The sequence below is a fragment of the Pseudomonas hormoni genome (assembly GCF_018502625.1).
GTDB lineage: Bacteria > Pseudomonadota > Gammaproteobacteria > Pseudomonadales > Pseudomonadaceae > Aquipseudomonas > Aquipseudomonas hormoni.
On the sequence record NZ_CP075566.1, the window covers coordinates 1,620,306 to 1,638,994 of the forward strand.

Below are 18,689 nucleotides of genomic sequence, written 5' to 3' on the forward strand. Positions count from 1 at the left end.
ATGCGCGCCCTGAACCTCGACTTTCAGCCGCGCCGCCGCTCAGGCCCGTTGGGCTGGAGCCTGCTGGCCGGGGGCGTGGTGCTGACTCTGAGTTGCGTCCTGTTTCAGCAGCACCTCAGTGATGAAACCGCGCAACAACAGGGTCATCTGCAAACCACCCAGCGCGTCCTCACCGGCGACACCGGTGGCAAAGTCAGCCTGACCCCGGCGCAAATCCGCGAGCAGGCGCAGAACCTCGCCGAGATGCGCAAGGTCTCCCAGCAACTGCGCCGGCCCTGGGAAAACCTGTTCGCGATGCTTGAAGCCATGCCTCGCGAAAACATCGCCTTGCTGACCCTGACACCCGACGCCCGCAAAGGCCAGGTGCGGATCAGCGCCGAGGCCAAAGACCTGGATGCCATGCTCGACTTCCACCGCAACCTCGAGGCCAGCGACGAGCTGTCCGATGTGTCGCTGCTCAGCCACGAAATCGTCGCCAACGTGCCGGAGCACCCGGTGCAATTCAACCTGTCGGCTACCTGGGAGATTGGCGATGCGAATCCCTAGATTGATCGTCCACGAATACCTGCAAGGCCTGGGCATTCCCGGTCTGGCGGGGCTGGCGATGCTGGCGCTGGCGTCGGTCTATGGCCTGGCGGGCCTGATGCCGGACTGGCAGTCGCTGCAACAGCTCAGCCAGCAGACCCGCGAAGCCGGCGACTACCTGGCCAGGGTTGAAGACGGCAGCGTCGCCCCCCCGGTGGTGCCGCAACGTCAGCTCGACGACTTCCGCAGCAAACTGCCTTCGCAACCTCAAGCCACCGTGGCCATCGACAGGATCTACGCACTGGCGGCCCAGGAACACATCACCCTGGCACGGGGTGAATATGCCCTGGGCATCGACCCCAAGACGCATCTGGCCCGTTATCAGATTCTGCTGCCAGTGCGCGGCAGCTACCCGCAACTGCGGCGCTTCCTGCATGCCTTGCTCGGCCAGTTGCCGGCTGTGGTGGTGGAGGATGTGGAGTTCCAGCGCAAGAAAATCGCCGACACCGACCTGACCGGGCGGATCCGCATGACCCTTTACCTGTCGAGGTCATGATGAATACCAAGCGCGTAGCGGGGTGGGTGGGGTTCTTCGGCGTGGCGGCGGCGCTGGCCTGGTTGCCCGATTACTTCATGCCGGCCGACGAGGGCGATGCAAGCGTGGCCGTCGTCGCCACCCCGACCCAAAGCAAAACCCGTGGTGCCCTGCCTGCCGCACCAGCGTCTGGCAAACCGGCGGTGGTGAAAGACTTGAGCCCGGCGGGTGACCTGTTCGCCGCCCGCAGCTGGAAAGCGGCGCCGACCCTCGCCAGCGTCATCGAACAACCCGTCAATGAAACCCCGGTGGTGCAAGTCCCCAGTGCACCGCCGATGCCTTTCCAGTTTGTCGGGAGGCTGGATGACCGTTCCGACCTGCAAGTGTTTTTGCAGAACGGCGAAAAAATATACGTCGTACGCAAAGGGGATGTGATCGACGAAACCTGGCGGATCGAAGCCATTTCCGATGTGGAACTGAGCTTCGTCTACCTGCCTTTGCATGTGTCCCAGACCTTGTCTGTGGGGAGCGCGCCATGAATAGAAGCCGTTTGCTGATGAGCCTTGCCTGCCTCTGCGCAGGGCTGGCCGCGTGCAGTTCCGCACGGGTCGCCAACAAGGAAGCGTCCGAGCTGATCGAGCAGGGACAATACGAAGCTGGCCTGGCGCGCATCGAAGAAGGATTGCGGGAAAACCCTCGCGACACCGAACTGCATCTGGCCCTCAATACCGCACACGCCAAAGCCATTACTGCATTGCTGACTGCGGGCGATACCGACCGCGCACACCGGGACTTCGCCTCGGCACGGGTGAACTACAGCCGGGTGCTGACCATCGAGCCGAACAACCGCCGCGCCCAGGATGCGATGCGCCAACTCGAGTACCTGCGCAGCATGAACGAAAAACTCGAGTTGGCCCGCGGCGACCTGCGTCGTGGTGACATCTACGCGGCTGATCGCCAGGTCAAACAGATCCTCGAACTGGACCCGCAAAATGATGGTGCCCTCGAACTGCAAGGCAGCATCCGCCTGGTCCAGAGCCGCAACGTGATCCCGTATCCACAGCTGCGCACGCGCCTGGACCGGCCGGTGACCCTGGAGTTTCGCGACGCCAACCTGAAAACCATTTTTGAAGTGCTGTCCCAGGTCGCCGGGTTGAATTTCATCTTCGACAAGGACCTGCGCCCGGACATGAAAGCCACGATCTTCGTGCGTGACGTGCGCATCGAAGACGCCGTGGAACTGCTGCTGCAACAGAACCAGCTGCACCAGAAAGTGGTGAACGAAAACACCTTGCTGATCTACCCGGACTCCCCGCAAAAGCTCAAGGATTACCAGGAGCTGGTGATGCGCACCTTCTACCTGACCAGCATCGATGCCAACACCGCGCTGAACATGATCAAGACCATGCTCAAGACCCGCGACGTGTTTGTCGATGAACGCCTCAACACCTTGACCATGCGCGATACCGAAGACGCCGTCCGCATGGCGGAAAAACTCCTGCAATCGCAAGACCAGTCAAACCCGGAAGTGGTGCTGGAAGTGGAGGTGATGGAAGTCGCCACCCAGCGGATTCTTGACCTTGGCCTGCAATGGCCGAACACCTTCGGCGTGGTCAACAGCGACGGTTCGCCGGTGCAGCTGCTCAATCAACTGAAAGGTATCGACTCTAGCCGGATCACCATCTCGCCATCGCCCCAGCTCAAGATCAACGCCCAGGACAACGACATCAACACCCTCGCCAGCCCGGTGATTCGCGTCAGTAACCGCGAGCAGGCGCGCATCCACATTGGTCAGCGTGTGCCGATCATCAGTGCCACCTCGGTGCCGTCGACCCAAGGGCCGGTGATCACTGAAAGCGTCACGTACCTGGACGTCGGTCTGAAGCTGGAAGTGCAGCCGACCGTGCACCTGAACAACGAAGTAGCGATCAAGATCGCCCTGGAAGTCAGTAACGCCACGCCGCTGGAACCGACCCGTCAGGGCACGATTCCGGTTCAGGTCGATACCCGCAACGCCCAGACCACCCTGCGCCTGCATGATGGTGAAACCCAGATCCTCGCCGGCCTGATGCGCAACGACCATGGCGCCACCGGCAACAAGATTCCGGGTCTTGGCGACATCCCTGGCCTGGGCCGGTTGTTCGGCAGCAACAAGGACAACGTCAGCAAATCGGAACTGGTGTTGTCGATCACGCCACGGATCGTGCGCAACCTGCCGTACCAGAGCCCCTCGGACATGGAATTCCCGACGGGCACTGAAACCAGCATGCACATTCAGGCACCGGACCGGCAGATGGAATCGTCGATGTCGAACGAACGCCTCGACCGGCCGGTGGCGGCCACCACGACCCAAGTCGTGATCGGGAAGCCTTGATCATGAACGCCTCGCAACGCGGTTTTACCCTGATTGAAGTCGTGGTGACGCTGGCCCTGATCGGCTTGCTGGCCGGCATGGCCGCGCCACTGACCGAGACCGTGGTGCGCCGGGGCAAGGAGCAGGATTTGCGCACGGCGCTGTACCAGATCCGCGATGCCATCGACGCCTACAAACGCGCCTTCGACGCCGGTTACATCGAGAAGACGCTGAACAGCAGCGGCTATCCGCCGAACCTCAAAGTGCTGGTGGACGGTGTGCGCGATGTGCGCAGCGCCAAGGGTGCCAAGTTCTATTTTTTGCGCCGCGTGCCCCGTGACCCGCTGGCCCAGGTCAAGCGCGACGACGAAGGCGGCTGGGGGCTGCGCACCTATGACAGCACGGCTCAGAACCCGCGCGAAGGCGAAGACGTCTTTGACGTTTATTCGAAGGCGCGCGGCAAGGGTCTCAACGGTATCGCGTACCGGGAGTGGTGAGCTTATGCGTCGGGAAAAGGGTTTTACCCTGCTGGAACTGATGGTGGTCATGGCAATTATCGCGACCCTGATGACCATCGCCATGCCGCGCTATTTCAACAGTCTCGAGGCCTCGAAAGAGACCACGCTGCGCCAGAGCCTGTCGGCGATGCGTGAAGCGCTGGATCACTATTACGGCGACACCGGGCGTTATCCCGATTCCATCGAGCAACTGGTGGAGCAGCGCTACCTGCGCAACCCGCCGATGGACCCGATTGCCGAGCGCAAGGATCTCTGGGTCATGGTCGCGCCGCCGGACGGCGTACCCGGCGGGGTCGCCGATATCAAGAGCGGAGCCACAGGGAGGGCGCGTGATGGCAGCCTTTATTCCGAGTGGTAAAAACCTGTGGCGAGGGAGCTTGCTCCCGCTGGGTCGCGCAGCGGCCCCAAAAGAGGGACTGCTACGCAGCCCAGCGGGAGCAAGCTCCCTCGCCACAAGTCCGCTATCAAGCTTGGGTGAGATGCGCCGGACCCGTGAGGGCGGTTTCACTTACCTGGGCGTGCTGTTCCTGATCATGCTGATGGGTATGGGCCTGGCCAGTGCAGGCGAGTTGTGGTCGACCGCTTCGCGCCGGGATCGTGAACGCCAGTTGCTCTGGGTCGGTACGCAATACGCCCAGGCATTGCGCAGCTATTACCGCAGTTCGCCAGGGCTGGCGCAGTATCCGAAAACCCTCGAAGACCTGTTGCAGGATGAGCGTTTTCCCAACCCGAAACACCATCTCCGGCAGCTGTATCCGGACCCGATTGGCGGCGGTGAATGGATCTTGATGCGCGGCTTCGACGGGCGCATCACCGGCCTCAACAGCGCGTCCACGGACAAGCCGCTGAAGCAGGCGGATTTCCCCACGCAGTGGTCGGACTTCACCGGCATGGCCAGTTACAAGGACTGGCAGTTCGTGGCCGAGAAAGCCTTCCTCGACGGCACATCCGGACCTGCCAAAGGCCAGTCGAAATTGCCCCAGGCGTTACAGCCATGAACAGATTCTGTTGGGTCGTGATCCTGATGCTGACGTCCGCTGCCGCTCCGGCCGGCGAAGAGGACGAAATGATGGGGTTCATCGTCGATGACACGATCTCGCACATCGGCCACGACTTTTACTACTCGTTCAGTGAACGCCTGCGCGCCACCAGCCCGATGGATTTCAACCTGGTGGTGCGCGAACGACCTTCGGCGCGCTGGGGCGCCCTGGTCACCGTGGAATATCAGCAGCGTCTGGTTTACCGGCGTTTTCTGCCGCCGAACACCGTGGAACTCAAGGACGAGGCCTATGACGCCGCCGACTGGGTTCGCGGGCAGATCGTCCAGCGCAAGCTGGAAGCCATGTTGCAGGACACAACGGACCTTGAGAGGGACGAGTTATGAAAACAAAAACGTTCTCGCAGCGCCCCGGGCTTTCATGGGCAGGCCTGTGCCTGTTCGGGCTCGGCAGTTGTGTGGTCCAGGCCACGGAGCTGGTCTATACGCCCATCAATCCGTCGTTTGGCGGCAACCCGTTGAACGGGACCTGGCTGCTCAACAACGCCCAGGCCCAGAACGACTACGACGATCCCGACTTGAAAAAACGCACCGCCGCGGCCGGTACTTCGGCGCTTGAGCGGTTCACCAGTCAGTTGCAGTCGCGGTTGCTCGGTCAGTTGCTGGACAACATTTCCGCGGGTAACACGGGGAGCCTGACGACTGACGCTTTTATCGTCAACGTCGTCGACGATTCCGGGCAATTGACCATCGTAGTGACTGACCGAGCGACCGGTGAAATCTCGGAAATCCAGGTGAGTGGCCTGGCCCCTTGACGGGGATTGGGGTTGATGGGGAGGGAAGGACATGAAAAGAATAATGGTGCTGGGGCTGATGTTGGCGATGTTGCAAGGGTGCAGTCTGCGCGAGCCGATCGGGGCTGAGCAGGACACCGAAACGCCGACGCTGACCCCGAGGGCTTCGACCTACTACGACTTGATCAACATGCCGCGACCCAAGGGCCGGTTGATGGCGGTGGTGTACGGTTTCAGGGATCAGACCGGTCAGTACAAACCGACGCCGGCCAGCTCGTTTTCCACCAGCGTGACCCAGGGTGCGGCGAGCATGCTGATGGATGCGTTACAGGCCAGTGGCTGGTTTGTGGTGCTGGAGCGGGAAGGGCTGCAGAACCTGCTGACCGAGCGCAAGATCATCCGCGCCTCGCAGAAAAAGCCGAACACGCCGGTGAATATCCAGGGTGAACTGCCGCCGCTGCAAGCGGCGAACATGATGCTCGAGGGCGGGATCATCGCCTATGACACCAATGTGAAAAGCGGCGGGGAAGGCGCGCGTTACCTGGGCATCGACATTTCCCGGGAATATCGGGTGGATCAGGTCACGGTGAATCTTCGGGCGGTGGATGTGCGCAGCGGGCAGGTGTTGGCCAATGTGATGACCAGCAAGACCATCTACTCCGTGGGCCGTAGTGCCGGGGTGTTCAAATTTATCGAGTTCAAGAAGTTGCTCGAAGCGGAGGTCGGGTATACCACCAACGAGCCGGCGCAGTTGTGTGTGTTGTCGGCGATCGAGGCGGCGGTGGGGCATCTGTTGGCGCAGGGGATCGAGCGGCGTTTGTGGCAGGTGGCGGGGGATAATTCGCCTGAGAGCAGTGAGACGCTCGATCGTTACCTGACTCAGAACAAGGTGCCTGAAGAAGAGTAAGCCGAGGCGGCCTTCGGGCCGACCTGGTTCATCTGAATGCACCGGATGTCCTCCTGTAGGAGCGAGGCTTGCCCGCGAAGGCGGCCTAATAGCCGACCTATATTTTGTTGACCGAGTACATATCCATTCCTGCGGTAACGGCGGCTATTGGTTCCGCCCTTACGGCGGGTCACTTGGAAGAGCGCCAAGTAACCAAGCGCCCGCGCCCCTGACGTACGGTGCCTCGCCTAGGCTCGCCATTCCCTCGCTCCGGTCCTGCTCCGTGGGCCCGCCGCCCCCGGCCATGGATGGCCGATGGCGGCGGGCCCACGGAGCAGGACCGGAAGGAGGGCATGGCGAGCCTAGGCGAGGCACGGAACGAAAGGGGCAAGAGCCCTTGGTTACTTGGGGCTTTTCCAAGTGACTCGCCGTAAGGGCGAAACCCTAAGCGGCCGTTACCGCAAAAACGGATATGTACACCTGAAAAAAATGGTCGGCTATCAGGCCGCCTTCGCTGGCAAGCCAAGCTCCTACAGGAACCGGTGAGCCCTGCAAACATCAGGCAAAAAAAACCGCGCCCCCCCACCAGGGACCGCGGTTTTTTATCCCCCGAAATTACTGCTGCAACACCGTCGCCCGGTTATCCGTCCCCACCTGCTGAACAGTCGCCATCTGCGTCATGCCGCTCTGATCAACATTGGCAATGTTCCCGCTGCCACCCTGGGTCACATACGCCACGTTCATCGTGTCAGCCTGTTTCACAGTGATCTGGTTATCGTTGCCCCACTGGGTGGTGTAAGCCTGGTTGTCGCTGCCGGACTGGTCGAACGCGGTGCTGTTGCCCATACCGTTGCTGCTGCCCTGAGCCAGGTTGGTGGTGCCGCGCTGGTCGGCGATGAGGACGTTGTCGCTGCCGTTTTGGTCGAAGTACAGCTCGTTGTAGTTCTCGGCCTGGCTGACGGTGGTTTTGTTGCCGGTGCCGGTCTGGTGGGTGGTCATGATGTGGCCGACGCCGTCTTGCGTAAAGTTGGCGATGTTGGCGTTGCCGGTCTGGGTGACGGTTGCGCTCTGGTTGCTGCCGAACTGGCCACCTTTTTGCGGACCTTTCCAGTTGCTGGCGTAGACCTTGTTGTCGCTACCCACCGAGGTGGCGGTGAGTGAATGGCCTTCGCCGGTCTGGTAGGTGAAGTGCGTGTTGCCAGTGCCTGTCTGGTACAGCGCGATGGTCGAGCCAGTGGACTGGAACTGGTCGGCATAGATCGCGTTGAGGTCGCCAACCTGGAACACGTGGGCGGTGTTGTTTTCGCCGAAGCTCTGGTCGACCACGGTTTCGTTGCTTAAGCCGATCTGGTCGACGGTGGCTTCGCTGCCGACTTGTCCGTCTTGCCAGATTTCAGTGCCGTTGCCTTCGCCGAGCTGGTTGATGGTCAGGTTGCCGCCGTCGCCATTTCGCTGGTCGCCGTAGGCATAGTTGCTGGTGCCGGTCTGGTTGATGTCGATCTGGCCGCCCATGTGGTTGATCTGTTCGGCGGTGGCGTAGTTGGTGGTGCCGTACTGGATGATCACCGCGGTGTTGGCGATGCCGGGCTGGATCTGTTCGATGTAGGCTTCATTGCTGTCACCGAACTGGAAGGTTTGACCGGTCGTGCCGTCCTGGCTGTCCTGATAGACGAACGAGAAGTTGCCGCTGCCTTGCTGTTGTTGCAGCACTTCACCGCTACCTGCGCCCATCGACTGGCTGGCGTGGCTGGTGTTGAAGCTGCCGGTCTGTTGCTGGGTGATTTTGCTGTTGTCTTCGAACAATTGCTCGGCGTAACCCGCGTTGTATTCGCCAACCTGGTTCTGCTCGATGGTGCTGGTGGCCGTGTCCTGCTTGGCGGCCGCGTCGTTGCCCTGGCCGAGTTGCTGCTGGGTGGCGGTGCTGAAGGGGGCCAGGGTCTGCTTCACGTCGGCGACGTTGGCGGTGCCGACCTGATCCTGGGTGGAAACGCTGTCGTCGGCCATCGCCTGGGCACTGACAATGACCAGGACGGCGGCGGTGAGGGGCGTCAGTTTGAACATGGTGAAACCTCCATGTGTTGCAGTGCTTTAGCGGTATTGTTTGACCGAAACGCTCATGCCGTTTCCCGACTGGCTCACGGCGCTGGTAAGCCCCGTGCCGGCCTGGTCGATGCTGGCGTCGTTGTTGTTGCCGTTCTGGGAAATCTGCGCGCGGTTCTGGCTGCCGGTCTGCGTGATCGAGGCGGAGTTGCCGGAACCTTGCTGAGTGATCATCGCCATCAGGTCGCTGCCTTGTTGCAGGATATAAGCCTCCTGATTGCTTCCCGACTGGACGATGGTGCCGAGCAACGACTGGCCGTTCTGTTGCAGCAGTGCCACGTTGGCCTGTCCGTTCTGGTCGATCAGCGCGTGCTGGCCAATCGGCGGTGGCAACTCGCCGAGGTCGGCGCCGGGGGCCAGGTCGTCGTTCTCCATCAGATCGTCGGCGCGCACGCCTGCGCTGCTGCAGAGCAGAAACAGGCAGAGCAGGGTGGCGATCGACGTTTTCATGGTGTTGTCCTTTGGGCAGAGGCCTGCCCCATCAACCGTGCGGTCGATGGGGCGAGGGCTCAGTTCGAGATCACCGACACCGTGCGCACGGTGCCTTGGGACGAGGTGATGGTGGCGGTCGGGTTCGCCGACGGAATCACCGCGGTGGTGTTGTTAACCGTCAACCGCCAGCGACCGGTCACCGGTACCGTGGCGGTGCCCAGGGTCGCCAATCCGGTCGGGGTGCTGACCCGGATGGTGATGGTGTTGCCGGTGGTCACCGATGAAGTGCCCGCAAAGTCCCAGGTGAAGCGGTTATTGGAACGCGCCGACACCGTAGCCGTGGTCACCGTGAAGGTTTCTGCCGGTGGCCGGGGCGAGACTTGCACGGTGACCGTCGCCGGTGCCGTCGACACGGCGCCCAGGCTGTCTCGGGCGATGTAGGTGAAGGTCGTGGTGAACGCCGTCGTGACGGTGGCCGGTGGGGTGTAGGTGATCACCGTGCCGTTGCTGCTGACCGTGCCGCGACCGGCTGCCGGTTGGGTGAAACTGGCGACGGCCAGCGGCACGTTGCCTTCCGGATCGGTGTCGTTGAGCAGCACATTGATCGGCACCGCCACGCCCAGCGTTGCGATGCTGTCCGCGACAGCCACCGGTGGCCGGTTAGGCGCCACGGTGATGGTCACGGTCGCCGGGGTTGCCGAGGCCAGGCCTTTGACGTCTTGAGCCTTGTAGGTGAAGGTCGTGGTCAGCGGCACAGTAACCACGGCTGGCGGCGTGTAGACCACGGCGGCCGAACCGCTCAACGCCACGGTGCCTTGCCCGGTGGCCGGTTGGGTCAGCGCGGTGATGCTCAACGGTACGTTGCCGTCCGGATCGCTGTCGTTGGCCAGCAGGTTGAGGGTCAGCGGCACCCCGAAGCTGGTGCTGCCGGTGTCGGCAACGGCCAGCGGCGGCTGGTTCTCACCGCTGTTCGGTGCCGTTCCGGCCACCACAACCGGTTCGGTGTCACTGCCGCCCGCGGCGGACTTGACCGTGACGCTGGCCGGTGGCTGTGGCAGATCGGTGACGGTCAGGCGTTGCAGGGTGCCGGACTTCGACAGACGTCCGTAACCTTGAGCGACCATGTCCGGCACGGCCACTTCATCTGTGGAAGTGGCCTCAATCAGCAGGCTGTGATTGCTGAAGTTGTAGCGAGCGGTCTGGATTTTCACCAGGTCAGTGAGCTTGCTCGACACCGCCGTGGGCCGAGTGGTGCCCGTCGGGTTGGTGGCGGTGAGTACCACAACCGAAGGCACCGTGCCGGTGATCAGATGCTGACCGAAGAACAGCCCGTTGTTGTCGCCCACCAGGTTGGTCTGGCACGGCGAAAGCGGTGGTCCGGGAACCAGCGCGACGGTTTCACGGAAGCACAGCGTCGAGCTGTTGTCCGCTTTGCCAAAGACTTCGACCCGGGTGCTGCTGCCGGTGCCGGAGGGGATGCGCCGGTAGGTGGCACGGCCCATTTCCACATGGGTTTGCGCACGGTTGTCGAGGACCTTCCCGGCGAGGGTGAAGAGGTTGGTCTGAATGGTCCCCGCCGGCCCGGTGATGCGCACGAAGTTGGTGTTGTTCGGGCTGCCGGTGACGGCTTCGGTGAGGTTAGGGTCGCCGACGAAGGTTTCGACGGTGCCGGTGTCCGGGTTCACCTCGGTGTAGGGGCCGTTGACGCTGCGCAGGAATGGCCCGATGGCCCCGTTCACGGCACCGCTGAAATTACCCGGCGCGCCGATGCCGACATCTTTGGTGATGTTGATCGCACGCCGGCCCGGCGTGGTGACGTTCACCGTTTCCACACCGTAAGGGTGCGTGACGGTGTAAGTCCCGGCGGTGGGCACGTTCACCCGGATGCGAATCCGCGCGAAGCTTTGCTGATCGCCATCGATGGGGTTTTCCGAGGCGAAGGCCGCTTCGATCCCGGCCACGTAGGCATCCATGCCATAGCCGGCGGCGTTGTTGGCGATGGAGGTTTCGGCGAGGAACCAGAAGGCTTCCGGCGGCCAGTTATCCGGGAACACCATCGGTTGGCTGTCGTCATAGACGCCGGGTTCCGGCAGCAGGGTGCACATGTAGGACGGCGGCACCGTGGCTGGTACCCGCGAGCTCGCGGCCCGGGACTGACACAGCTCCATCGACAGCAGATTTTTGTCCTGATACCACATGGGGAATTTCCCCGTGGCGAAGGTGTAAGGGCCGGGGTCGACGGCGGCGAGTTGCGCGTACGCGCTGCCGGACAGCGATAGAGTCAGCCCCAGGGCGTTGAGCGCCAGGCGTGGCCAATTGTTCATGATGCCTCCTGATGAGGATCTGGGCATGTGAGCGTTCATTGCACGATGACCACTTCTTCGGTATCGCTGCCGCCATTGGATGACGTCACCCGAACCTTGGCCGGTGGAATCGGTGAGATCCCGGTGGCCAGGCTTTTGACCGCGCCGTCGCCACTGAGGGCGCCGATGGCAACGCCGGTGCCCGAGGTGGCGTTCAGCACTGGCGGCGAAGTTTCGTCACTGGTGGAGGCCACCACCGTTATTTGCCCGGTACTCAGGCTGTACTCGGCGCGCTGGATCACCACCAGGTCGGTCAGCGGCATGGGCAAGGTAGTTGGGGTGCTGCTTGGGATGGCCAGGTGGTTGTCGGCGGTCACTTGCAAGGTGCTTGGCAAGCTTGGGTTGGTCGACGACTGTGCGTACCAGTTGCCGGTGGTGTTGGCTTCGCGCAGGTTCAGCACTGGGTTGTTGCTGTCCAGGGTGACGGTGGCGGGTGGCGGCGGAGCCATGACGAACACGTCCTGCTGCGCCACCGGTGCGCTGGCGCCGGCATGTCGCGAGTAGGTGCTGCGCTGGGGGATCATCGGTGTCGGCCGGATCACGCTCGACAATTTGCCGGAGACGGCGAATACCGTGGTCCGCAGGTCCAGGCCTCCTGGCCCTTCGATGCGGATGAAGTTGGTGTTGAACGGGCTCCCGGTGACGGCTTCTTCGAGGTTCGGATCGCCGATGAAGGTTTCCGCCTGACCGGTGACCGGGTTGGTTTCGGTGTAAGGGCCGTTGACGCTGCGCAGGAAGGGGCCGACATCACCTTTGAGGGCGCCGTCGTAGGTCTTCGGCGTACCGATGCCGATGTCCCGGGTCATGTTGATCGCGCGCCGACCGGGGGTGTCGATGTTGAACACATCGACGCCGTAGGGGTGGGTGATGACGTAGGTGCCGGCGGTGGGCACGTCGACGCGAATGCGCACCCGGGCGAAGCTGACCTGGTCGCCGTCAATCGGCTCTTCGGCGGCGAAGGCGGCTTCGATGGCCGAGCCGTAGGCCAGGTCGATGCCCCTGGCCGCATCGACAATCGTACCGTCGACGGTGAACCAGAACGCTTCATCGGGAAAGTTGGTCGGGAAGACGATCGGTTGCGCGTCGTCGAACACCCCCGGCGTCGGCAGCAGGTTGCACATGTACGTCGGTGCGCCCGGCACACCGGGCACCCGTGAACTGACAGCCTTGGACAGGCAAAGATCAAGAGTTCGACCGTGGGTGTCCTGATACCAGGCAGCAAAGGCACCGTTCTTGGTGGTGACGTAAGGACCGGGGTCGACAGCGAACAACGCTGCCTGGGCGACGCCTTGGGCCAGAGTGGACACGACCAGGGCGATCGCGGTTTTGGACAGTAAAGGGTGCATGAGTATTCCCTCTATCAGAGACCTGCCCCGTGGTGATGGGTCAGTTGAGGGGGAGTGGCGGCAACTTCCATACCAATCGCGGGAAACGGCCTTCAGAGGCCCGGAATCAGGGCGTCTCAGGCTCAAGCGGCGTTGGAATGCCGGCCGGTCATTAGGGCCACTGTCCCCAGCTTTGGGGGTAGATGGAAAATTGGGGAAGTGCGGACCCAGGGTCGGGCAAACAGCCATGAGTGGGCTATAACCAATGGGGGGAACCGCCGAGAAGTACGCCCATGAACTTGCCTACGCAAACGCTCCCGTCCGAGGAGGGCACTCGCCTGAGCTCGCGCAAGCAGCCGTTCAACCTGCTGCGCTGGTTTTCGCTCATCAGCATGGCGGTGATCGGCACGGTGGCGGTGGCGCTGGGCGCAGTGTCCACGCGGTTTGTGATTACCGAGAGCGTACAGCGCGATGCGATGTTGACCTCGCAGTTCATTCAGACGATCGCATACGCCGAGATGCGTCATGTGTCGATCCCGAATGTGCGGACCATGGGCGAGCTGCTGGACCCGCGCAAAGACAGGGATTTCCCGGACGTCGACCCGATGGACCGCGCCAATGTCCGGGGCGAATTTCTCGACCATATCGAGCACCTGCCGGACGTGATCCTGGCCAACATCTATGCGCCCGATCGCATGGTGGTCTGGTCGACAAACCCGGCATTGATGGGAACCACGATCCTCGCCGACGAAGACCTGGAGCAGGCGTTTGCCTCCAGGAAGCCGGTGTCGACCAGCTACCACAATGTCGACAAGGCACGCATGGAGCAGAAGTTCGTATCGCCACCGGATTTCATCTTCATCGAAAACTACATTCCGCTGTTCGATGCCGATGGGAAGAACGTCACCGCGATGGTGGAGATCTACAAGGAACCGAAGGACCTGATCGACCGCATGGAGCGCGGCCTGGTGTTGATCTGGCTGGCCACCGCGCTGGGCGGCGGGCTGATTTATCTGGGGCTGTACTGGATCGTGCGCCGGGCGGCGATTCTGCTGGCGGTGCAACAAAAACAATTGATTACCAACGAGACGTTCGTTGCCCTGGGTGAGATGTCGTCGGCGGTGGCCCACAGTTTGCGTAACCCGTTGGCGACCATTCGCTCAAGCGCCGAGCTGGCGCTGGAGTTCGACAGCGGCCCGGCGCACAAAAACATCACCGACATCATCGGCCAGGCGGATCGCATGTCGAAATGGGTAAGGGAACTGCTGCAATCCTTGCGCCCGCTCCATGACGAGCCCGAAGCGGTGAACCTGGTGGCGGCGTTGCATGACAGCCTCATGGCCTTCGAACAGCAGATCGCCAACGCCGGGGTTCACGTGGTGTTCGAGCCGAAGGACACGCCGATGGTCCTGAGCCAGCCAATACAGTTGTCGCAAATCCTCAGCAGTTTGTTGGCCAATGCGCTGGAAGCCATGGACAAGGGCGGCACGCTGACCATCACCCTGGAAGCCACTGATGCCCGAGGCGTCAGTATGGTGGTGAGAGACACGGGCAAAGGCATGAACGAGGAACAACGCAACCTGGCCTTCCGGCCGTTTTTCACCACCAAGCAAGGCGGGCTGGGTGTCGGGCTGGTGCTGGTCAAACGAATCATGGAACGCTACGGCGGTGCCGTGAGCCTGGAAAGTTGCGAGGGCGAGGGCACGTGTGCACGCCTGTCATTCAAGCGGATTCCCTGAAATGGGGGATGAACTTTCCCCGGTAGCGGGTGTCATTCCCCAGTCGTTTTTTCGGGCGTGGCAAATTGATGTTGATAAGCCATTGTTTCGATAGGTATTAATCTTTCGAATAAACTTGTTACAAGTCTGGCTAGCTCCTTGCAAAACCCCCATTACCCCCTTCACAACTTCGAGGCGGCTGGTGATGGACAGAAAAGCGCGGCACCCCTGCAAATGGCTTGGCCTTCTGACGCCCCTGAGCGTCCTACTCGCAACGATGCTCGGCACAACGAGCCTGCGCGCCGGCCCGATCGACGACGAAGGACAGCCCGGACCGTCCGACCCCTCGGCCTACTACGACGAACCGGCTGACCGACAGGGAGCCTTGAACGCCATTTTGACCATGCCCCCGGCCAACCTGGATTCCTTCGATTTGCCGGGTGGCGTCAAAGGCAACCGAAACACCCCGCGCCAGGAAAACATCCTGCCGCCAGCGCTGCAGACCAGTTTCAATTACCCCACCAACGGAAAACCCAGTCCGCTGTATGGTGCTTTGCCGTTCACTCAGCCACTGGCGCTGTTCGAAGAATTCGGTCTGGAAAAACTCGACCCCACGACTCCGGCGGCACTTTTGCCGTTTCCACCCGCCGCCATCGGACCGCTGCCGCAACAAGATCCCACCAGCGTCGCTCGCAGCGCCCCACCGAGTGCGGCGCTCGACGCGTTCTTGCGTCAACCAGGCTTGACTCCGTTCCCCAGCCATTATTCCAACGTGGTCGACCGCAACCCTTGGCAGAAGCAGATCGAATTTTTCCTCAACCGCCGTGTCGGCTCGTCGGCGGAAGGCCGTCCGCCAGGAAAAGGCTGGTCGCACCAGCGCTGGAACGAGTTTTACCCGCAGGTGTCTTACAAAACCGTGCAAACCGGCGCACGGATGAATACCGGTATGCGTGACAGTCGTCAGATGCACCGCTATGCCGTGGGCGAGTTTGGCCCCAATGGCCTCTATTACAATGTGGCAGGCGTGCCGGCGACCGCAGGCACCTCCAAAGGCTTTGAACCGCGTTTTCACCCGAAAATGCCGGTGCAGAACCACAAATCGGTATGGACCTTCGACGGCACCTTGCCGCCCAAATTGCTCATGGTGCGTTACGGGCAACCCGTGTTGATGCGCCATTACAACGGCTTGCCGATCGACCCGTCGGCAAACATGGGTTTTGGCCTGCACACCATCACCACCCACGAGCACAACGGTCACGCACCGGCGGAAAGCGACGGTTATGCCAATGCGTTTTTCTTCCCCGGGCAATTTTACGACTATCGCTGGCCGATCCAGTTGGCCGGCTACGACAGCATCAACACCAAGGCTGAGGACCCGCGTGCAGCCTTTCCGTGCTCACCGGGTGAAACCCTGTGGACCAACGACCTCAACCCCAGCCGCAAGACCTGCGACAACGGCATGATCAAGGTCCGCGGCGACTGGCGCGAAACCATGAGCACCCACTGGTTCCACGACCACATGCTCGATTTCACCGCGCAGAACGTCTACAAGGGCAACGCGGCGATGATGAATTACTACAGCGCCCTGGACCGTGGCAATGAATCGGTGAATGACGGCGTCAACCTGCGCCTCCCCAGCGGCAGCGCCTTGCCTTGGGGTAACCGCGACTACGACGTCAACCTGATGTTTGCCGACAAGGCGTGGGATAAGAACGGTCAGCTGTGGTTCAACCCCTTCAATACTGACGGCTTCCTCGGTGACCAGGTGCTGGTCAACTGGAAGTGGAAACCCACCCTGGACGTGCGTGCACGCAGCTATCGCTTCCGCATGCTCAATGGCTCAGTGTCGCGCTACTTCAAAATGGCGCTGGTGCGCGAGATCAAGGGCACCAGTGGCGAGTTCCCAGGGCCTGCCGGGTCGGGCGTGTCGTATGCCCGGGTGCCGTTCCACATGATCGCCAACGACGGCAATATCATGGAACACAGCGTGCCGTTCGACGGCAGCATGGACCTGGATGCCGACGGTGATAAACAGAACCACAACGCGATCCTGCCAACTCTGGGCATCGCCGAGCGTCACGACATCATCGTCAACTTCTCGAAAAACGGGGTCAAATCGGGCGACAAGCTGTTCTTCGTCAACCTGCTGGTGCACGAAGACGGCAAGGGTCCGGAAGAACCCGTCTCCCTGGCTGACGTGCTGTCCGAGAAATACAAGGCGATCATCAAGCAAACCAGCAAGGGGCCGAAATGGGAAGACGGTGATCCGGCGGTAGGCAAGGTGTTGCAACTCAACGTCAAGGCTTACACCGGTCAGGACCTGGCCATGGACCCGGCCGCTTATGAACCGGCCAAACCGGGCAAGGCTGAAGGCCTGACGATGATTCCGCTGAAGATTCACTACGACAATGCTGCCGACAAGGCGCTGCTGGCCAAAGCCCGCCACCGCACCTACACCTTCGGCCGTTCCGACGGCACCGATGAAGCGCCCTGGACGATCAAGACCGACGGCGGCTTCGGGTTTCGCATGGACCCGCGCCGGCTGAACACCTCGACCAAACTGGCCAGCGGTCCGACCGACGCCGGCGTCACGGGTTTCGGTACGCTGGAGGTGTGGCATATCCAGGGCAGCGGCACGGGCTGGAGTCACCCGGTGCACGTGCACTTCGAGGAAGGGATCATCCTCAGCCGTGGCGGCAAGCCGCCACCGGAATGGGAAAAATGGGCACGCAAGGACGTGTATCGCATCGGTTCGGAAAAGGATGGTACGGACAATGTCGAGATTGCGATCAACTTCCGCGAATTCGCCGGCACCTACATGGAGCACTGCCACAACACGCAACATGAGGACAACTCCATGTTGCTGCGGTGGGACCTTGAGAAACCGGGGCAACTGCAGTTGATGCCGACTCCGTTGCCGAGCTGGGATGGCGTGCGCTACGTGAACTCCGCCGCGCTGCCAACCTTCCGCACAGGCGACGGCTACGGCACCAAAGCAGAGGTCACACCATGATCCGCAGGGGAGCCGGCATGACATCACGTACGCCGCGCTCCCGCGCCCTGGGCATGTACCTGATTTTGCTGCTGGTCAGCTGTGTGCTGGCCGCTTGGGTACTGCTCGCTCATGAAGGTGATGAACCGTCGCCGACGGAATCGGCGACACCCTGGGGCGGTGATTACTTCCCCAACACCTTGCTGACCGATCAGGACGGTCGGCAGGTGCGTTTTTTCGATGACCTGATCAAGGGCAAAGTGGTGGTGATCAACTTCATCTTCACCACGTGCAGCGACTCCTGTCCGCTGGAAACCGCGCGCCTGCGCCAGGTGCAACAGTTGTTGGGGCCCCGGGTTGGCCAGGACATTTTTTTCTACTCGATCAGCATCGACCCGTTGAGCGATACACCCGAAGTGCTCAAGGCCTACGCACAGCGCTTCAAGGTCGGGCCAGGCTGGCAGTTTCTCACCGGCGAATTCGATGCCGTTACCGATCTGCGCAAAAAGCTCGGGCTGTTCATCGAAGGCGTCGACAACGGCCGCAGCAAGGACCACAACCTGAGCCTGATCGTGGGCAACCAGAGTACCGGTCGCTGGATGAAAGCCTCACCGTTCGAGAATCCATGGATCCTCGCCGATCAGTTGGCCAATACCTTGCAGAACTGGAAGCAACCCAGCGTTGAAGAAAGTTATGTCGATGCGCCCGAGATCCGTCCGCCGAGCAACGGCGAAGAGTTGTTTCGCACCCGTTGTGCGTCGTGTCACAGCCTCGGGCCGCAAGACGGGCAGGGCATCGGCATGCGCAGCATCGGTCCGGACCTGATCGGCGTGACGCGTCTACGGGATCCCGCCTGGCTCAATCGCTGGATCCGCGAACCGGATCGCATGCTTGCCGAAAAGGACCCGATTGCGCTGGAACTGTTTCAACGCTTTGACCAAGTGCCGATGCCAAACCTGCGTCTGGATGTGAACGCGGCGCAGTCCATCGTCGATTTTCTGGAGGAAGAAACCGAACGTCAGCAACTGTTGCAGGCCGCACAGGCGCCATAGCGGCTAATTACTATCGTCGAGCACCGGGCTCGAACAATGCCACCTACACTGATCCGAAACGCCACTGAAAAGGCTTCATGTCAGTATCCAGGATTCGCC

General features: G+C 61.7%; 17 protein-coding genes. 13 read left to right on the forward strand and 4 right to left on the reverse strand.

The window, feature by feature from the left end; all coding sequences use genetic code 11:
• From KJF94_RS07635 to KJF94_RS07680, 10 genes are all read left to right on the forward strand, one after another.
• Positions 1 to 546 (forward strand): PilN domain-containing protein, encoded by a 546-nt coding sequence (locus KJF94_RS07635; RefSeq protein ID WP_214382333.1) that lies wholly within the window; start codon positions 1 to 3, stop codon positions 544 to 546.
• Positions 533 to 1,081: a GspMb/PilO family protein gene (locus KJF94_RS07640; RefSeq protein ID WP_214382335.1), complete on the forward strand. Its 549-nt coding sequence runs from the start codon at positions 533 to 535 to the stop codon at positions 1,079 to 1,081. Before KJF94_RS07635 ends, KJF94_RS07640 begins: the two co-directional genes overlap by 14 nt.
• Positions 1,081 to 1,599, forward strand: coding sequence for a hypothetical protein (locus KJF94_RS07645; RefSeq protein WP_214384773.1), 519 nt, complete (start codon positions 1,081 to 1,083; stop codon positions 1,597 to 1,599). The genes KJF94_RS07640 and KJF94_RS07645 overlap by 1 nt, the downstream gene beginning before the upstream one ends.
• A complete protein-coding gene (locus KJF94_RS07650; protein ID WP_214382337.1) occupies positions 1,596 to 3,434 on the forward strand; it encodes a secretin N-terminal domain-containing protein in 1,839 nt (612 codons plus the stop codon). Before KJF94_RS07645 ends, KJF94_RS07650 begins: the two co-directional genes overlap by 4 nt.
• 2 nt (positions 3,435 to 3,436) lie before the next feature.
• Positions 3,437 to 3,910 (forward strand): type II secretion system protein, encoded by a 474-nt coding sequence (locus KJF94_RS07655; RefSeq protein WP_214382339.1) that lies wholly within the window; start codon positions 3,437 to 3,439, stop codon positions 3,908 to 3,910.
• A 4-nt stretch (positions 3,911 to 3,914) separates the two neighbouring features.
• Entirely contained in the window at positions 3,915 to 4,289 is a 375-nt protein-coding gene (locus KJF94_RS07660) for a type II secretion system protein (RefSeq protein WP_214382340.1), read from the forward strand.
• Positions 4,290 to 4,410: 121 nt separating this feature from the next.
• Entirely contained in the window at positions 4,411 to 4,929 is a 519-nt protein-coding gene (locus KJF94_RS07665) for a type II secretion system GspH family protein (protein WP_214382342.1), read from the forward strand.
• A complete protein-coding gene (csgE, locus tag KJF94_RS07670) occupies positions 4,926 to 5,315 on the forward strand; it encodes a curli production assembly/transport protein CsgE (RefSeq protein WP_214382344.1) in 390 nt (129 codons plus the stop codon). The genes KJF94_RS07665 and csgE overlap by 4 nt, the downstream gene beginning before the upstream one ends.
• Positions 5,312 to 5,743: a curli assembly protein CsgF gene (locus KJF94_RS07675; RefSeq protein ID WP_145317596.1), complete on the forward strand. Its 432-nt coding sequence runs from the start codon at positions 5,312 to 5,314 to the stop codon at positions 5,741 to 5,743. The genes csgE and KJF94_RS07675 overlap by 4 nt, the downstream gene beginning before the upstream one ends.
• 31 nt (positions 5,744 to 5,774) lie before the next feature.
• The gene (locus KJF94_RS07680; protein WP_214382346.1) at positions 5,775 to 6,629 is read left to right on the forward strand and encodes a CsgG/HfaB family protein; all 855 of its coding nucleotides are present in this window, start codon (positions 5,775 to 5,777) and stop codon (positions 6,627 to 6,629) included.
• Between the two features lie 594 nt (positions 6,630 to 7,223).
• Here the strand turns inward: KJF94_RS07680 and KJF94_RS07685 are convergent.
• The 4 genes from KJF94_RS07685 to KJF94_RS07700 are packed head-to-tail and all read right to left on the reverse strand — an operon-like array spanning position 7,224 to position 12,849.
• Positions 7,224 to 8,669 (reverse strand): curlin, encoded by a 1,446-nt coding sequence (locus KJF94_RS07685; protein ID WP_214382348.1) that lies wholly within the window; start codon positions 8,667 to 8,669, stop codon positions 7,224 to 7,226.
• Between the two features lie 27 nt (positions 8,670 to 8,696).
• Entirely contained in the window at positions 8,697 to 9,158 is a 462-nt protein-coding gene (locus tag KJF94_RS07690) for a curlin (protein ID WP_214382350.1), read from the reverse strand.
• Between the two features lie 59 nt (positions 9,159 to 9,217).
• Entirely contained in the window at positions 9,218 to 11,464 is a 2,247-nt protein-coding gene (locus KJF94_RS07695) for an Ig-like domain-containing protein (protein WP_214382352.1), read from the reverse strand.
• 35 nt (positions 11,465 to 11,499) lie between these two features.
• Entirely contained in the window at positions 11,500 to 12,849 is a 1,350-nt protein-coding gene (locus KJF94_RS07700; RefSeq protein ID WP_214382354.1) for a hypothetical protein, read from the reverse strand.
• A 272-nt stretch (positions 12,850 to 13,121) separates the two neighbouring features.
• Here KJF94_RS07700 and KJF94_RS07705 point away from each other — a divergent pair, with 272 nt between their 5' ends.
• From KJF94_RS07705 to KJF94_RS07715, 3 genes are all read left to right on the forward strand, one after another.
• Positions 13,122 to 14,567 carry a sensor histidine kinase gene (locus KJF94_RS07705; RefSeq protein ID WP_214382356.1) on the forward strand — a complete coding sequence of 482 codons (1,446 nt, stop codon included), beginning with the start codon at positions 13,122 to 13,124 and terminating at the stop codon, positions 14,565 to 14,567.
• A gap of 184 nt (positions 14,568 to 14,751) precedes the next feature.
• Positions 14,752 to 17,559, forward strand: coding sequence for a multicopper oxidase domain-containing protein (locus KJF94_RS07710; RefSeq protein WP_214382358.1), 2,808 nt, complete (start codon positions 14,752 to 14,754; stop codon positions 17,557 to 17,559).
• Between the two features lie 17 nt (positions 17,560 to 17,576).
• Positions 17,577 to 18,590, forward strand: coding sequence for an SCO family protein (locus KJF94_RS07715; protein WP_214382360.1), 1,014 nt, complete (start codon positions 17,577 to 17,579; stop codon positions 18,588 to 18,590).
• The last annotated feature ends 99 nt before the right edge of the window (positions 18,591 to 18,689 follow it).

Coding starts and splice junctions, on each gene's coding strand:
- KJF94_RS07635 (WP_214382333.1), top strand. CDS start 1: ATGCGCGCCCTGAACCTCGACTTTCAGCCGCGCCGCCGCTCAGGCCCG.
- KJF94_RS07695 (WP_214382352.1), bottom strand. CDS start 11,464: ATGAACAATTGGCCACGCCTGGCGCTCAACGCCCTGGGGCTGACTCTA.
- KJF94_RS07700 (WP_214382354.1), bottom strand. CDS start 12,849: ATGCACCCTTTACTGTCCAAAACCGCGATCGCCCTGGTCGTGTCCACT.
- KJF94_RS07680 (WP_214382346.1), top strand. CDS start 5,775: ATGAAAAGAATAATGGTGCTGGGGCTGATGTTGGCGATGTTGCAAGGG.
- KJF94_RS07650 (WP_214382337.1), top strand. CDS start 1,596: ATGAATAGAAGCCGTTTGCTGATGAGCCTTGCCTGCCTCTGCGCAGGG.
- KJF94_RS07640 (WP_214382335.1), top strand. CDS start 533: ATGCGAATCCCTAGATTGATCGTCCACGAATACCTGCAAGGCCTGGGC.
- KJF94_RS07665 (WP_214382342.1), top strand. CDS start 4,411: ATGCGCCGGACCCGTGAGGGCGGTTTCACTTACCTGGGCGTGCTGTTC.
- KJF94_RS07675 (WP_145317596.1), top strand. CDS start 5,312: ATGAAAACAAAAACGTTCTCGCAGCGCCCCGGGCTTTCATGGGCAGGC.
- KJF94_RS07660 (WP_214382340.1), top strand. CDS start 3,915: ATGCGTCGGGAAAAGGGTTTTACCCTGCTGGAACTGATGGTGGTCATG.
- KJF94_RS07715 (WP_214382360.1), top strand. CDS start 17,577: ATGACATCACGTACGCCGCGCTCCCGCGCCCTGGGCATGTACCTGATT.
- KJF94_RS07655 (WP_214382339.1), top strand. CDS start 3,437: ATGAACGCCTCGCAACGCGGTTTTACCCTGATTGAAGTCGTGGTGACG.
- KJF94_RS07685 (WP_214382348.1), bottom strand. CDS start 8,669: ATGTTCAAACTGACGCCCCTCACCGCCGCCGTCCTGGTCATTGTCAGT.
- KJF94_RS07690 (WP_214382350.1), bottom strand. CDS start 9,158: ATGAAAACGTCGATCGCCACCCTGCTCTGCCTGTTTCTGCTCTGCAGC.
- csgE (WP_214382344.1), top strand. CDS start 4,926: ATGAACAGATTCTGTTGGGTCGTGATCCTGATGCTGACGTCCGCTGCC.
- KJF94_RS07705 (WP_214382356.1), top strand. CDS start 13,122: ATGAACTTGCCTACGCAAACGCTCCCGTCCGAGGAGGGCACTCGCCTG.
- KJF94_RS07645 (WP_214384773.1), top strand. CDS start 1,081: ATGAATACCAAGCGCGTAGCGGGGTGGGTGGGGTTCTTCGGCGTGGCG.
- KJF94_RS07710 (WP_214382358.1), top strand. CDS start 14,752: ATGGACAGAAAAGCGCGGCACCCCTGCAAATGGCTTGGCCTTCTGACG.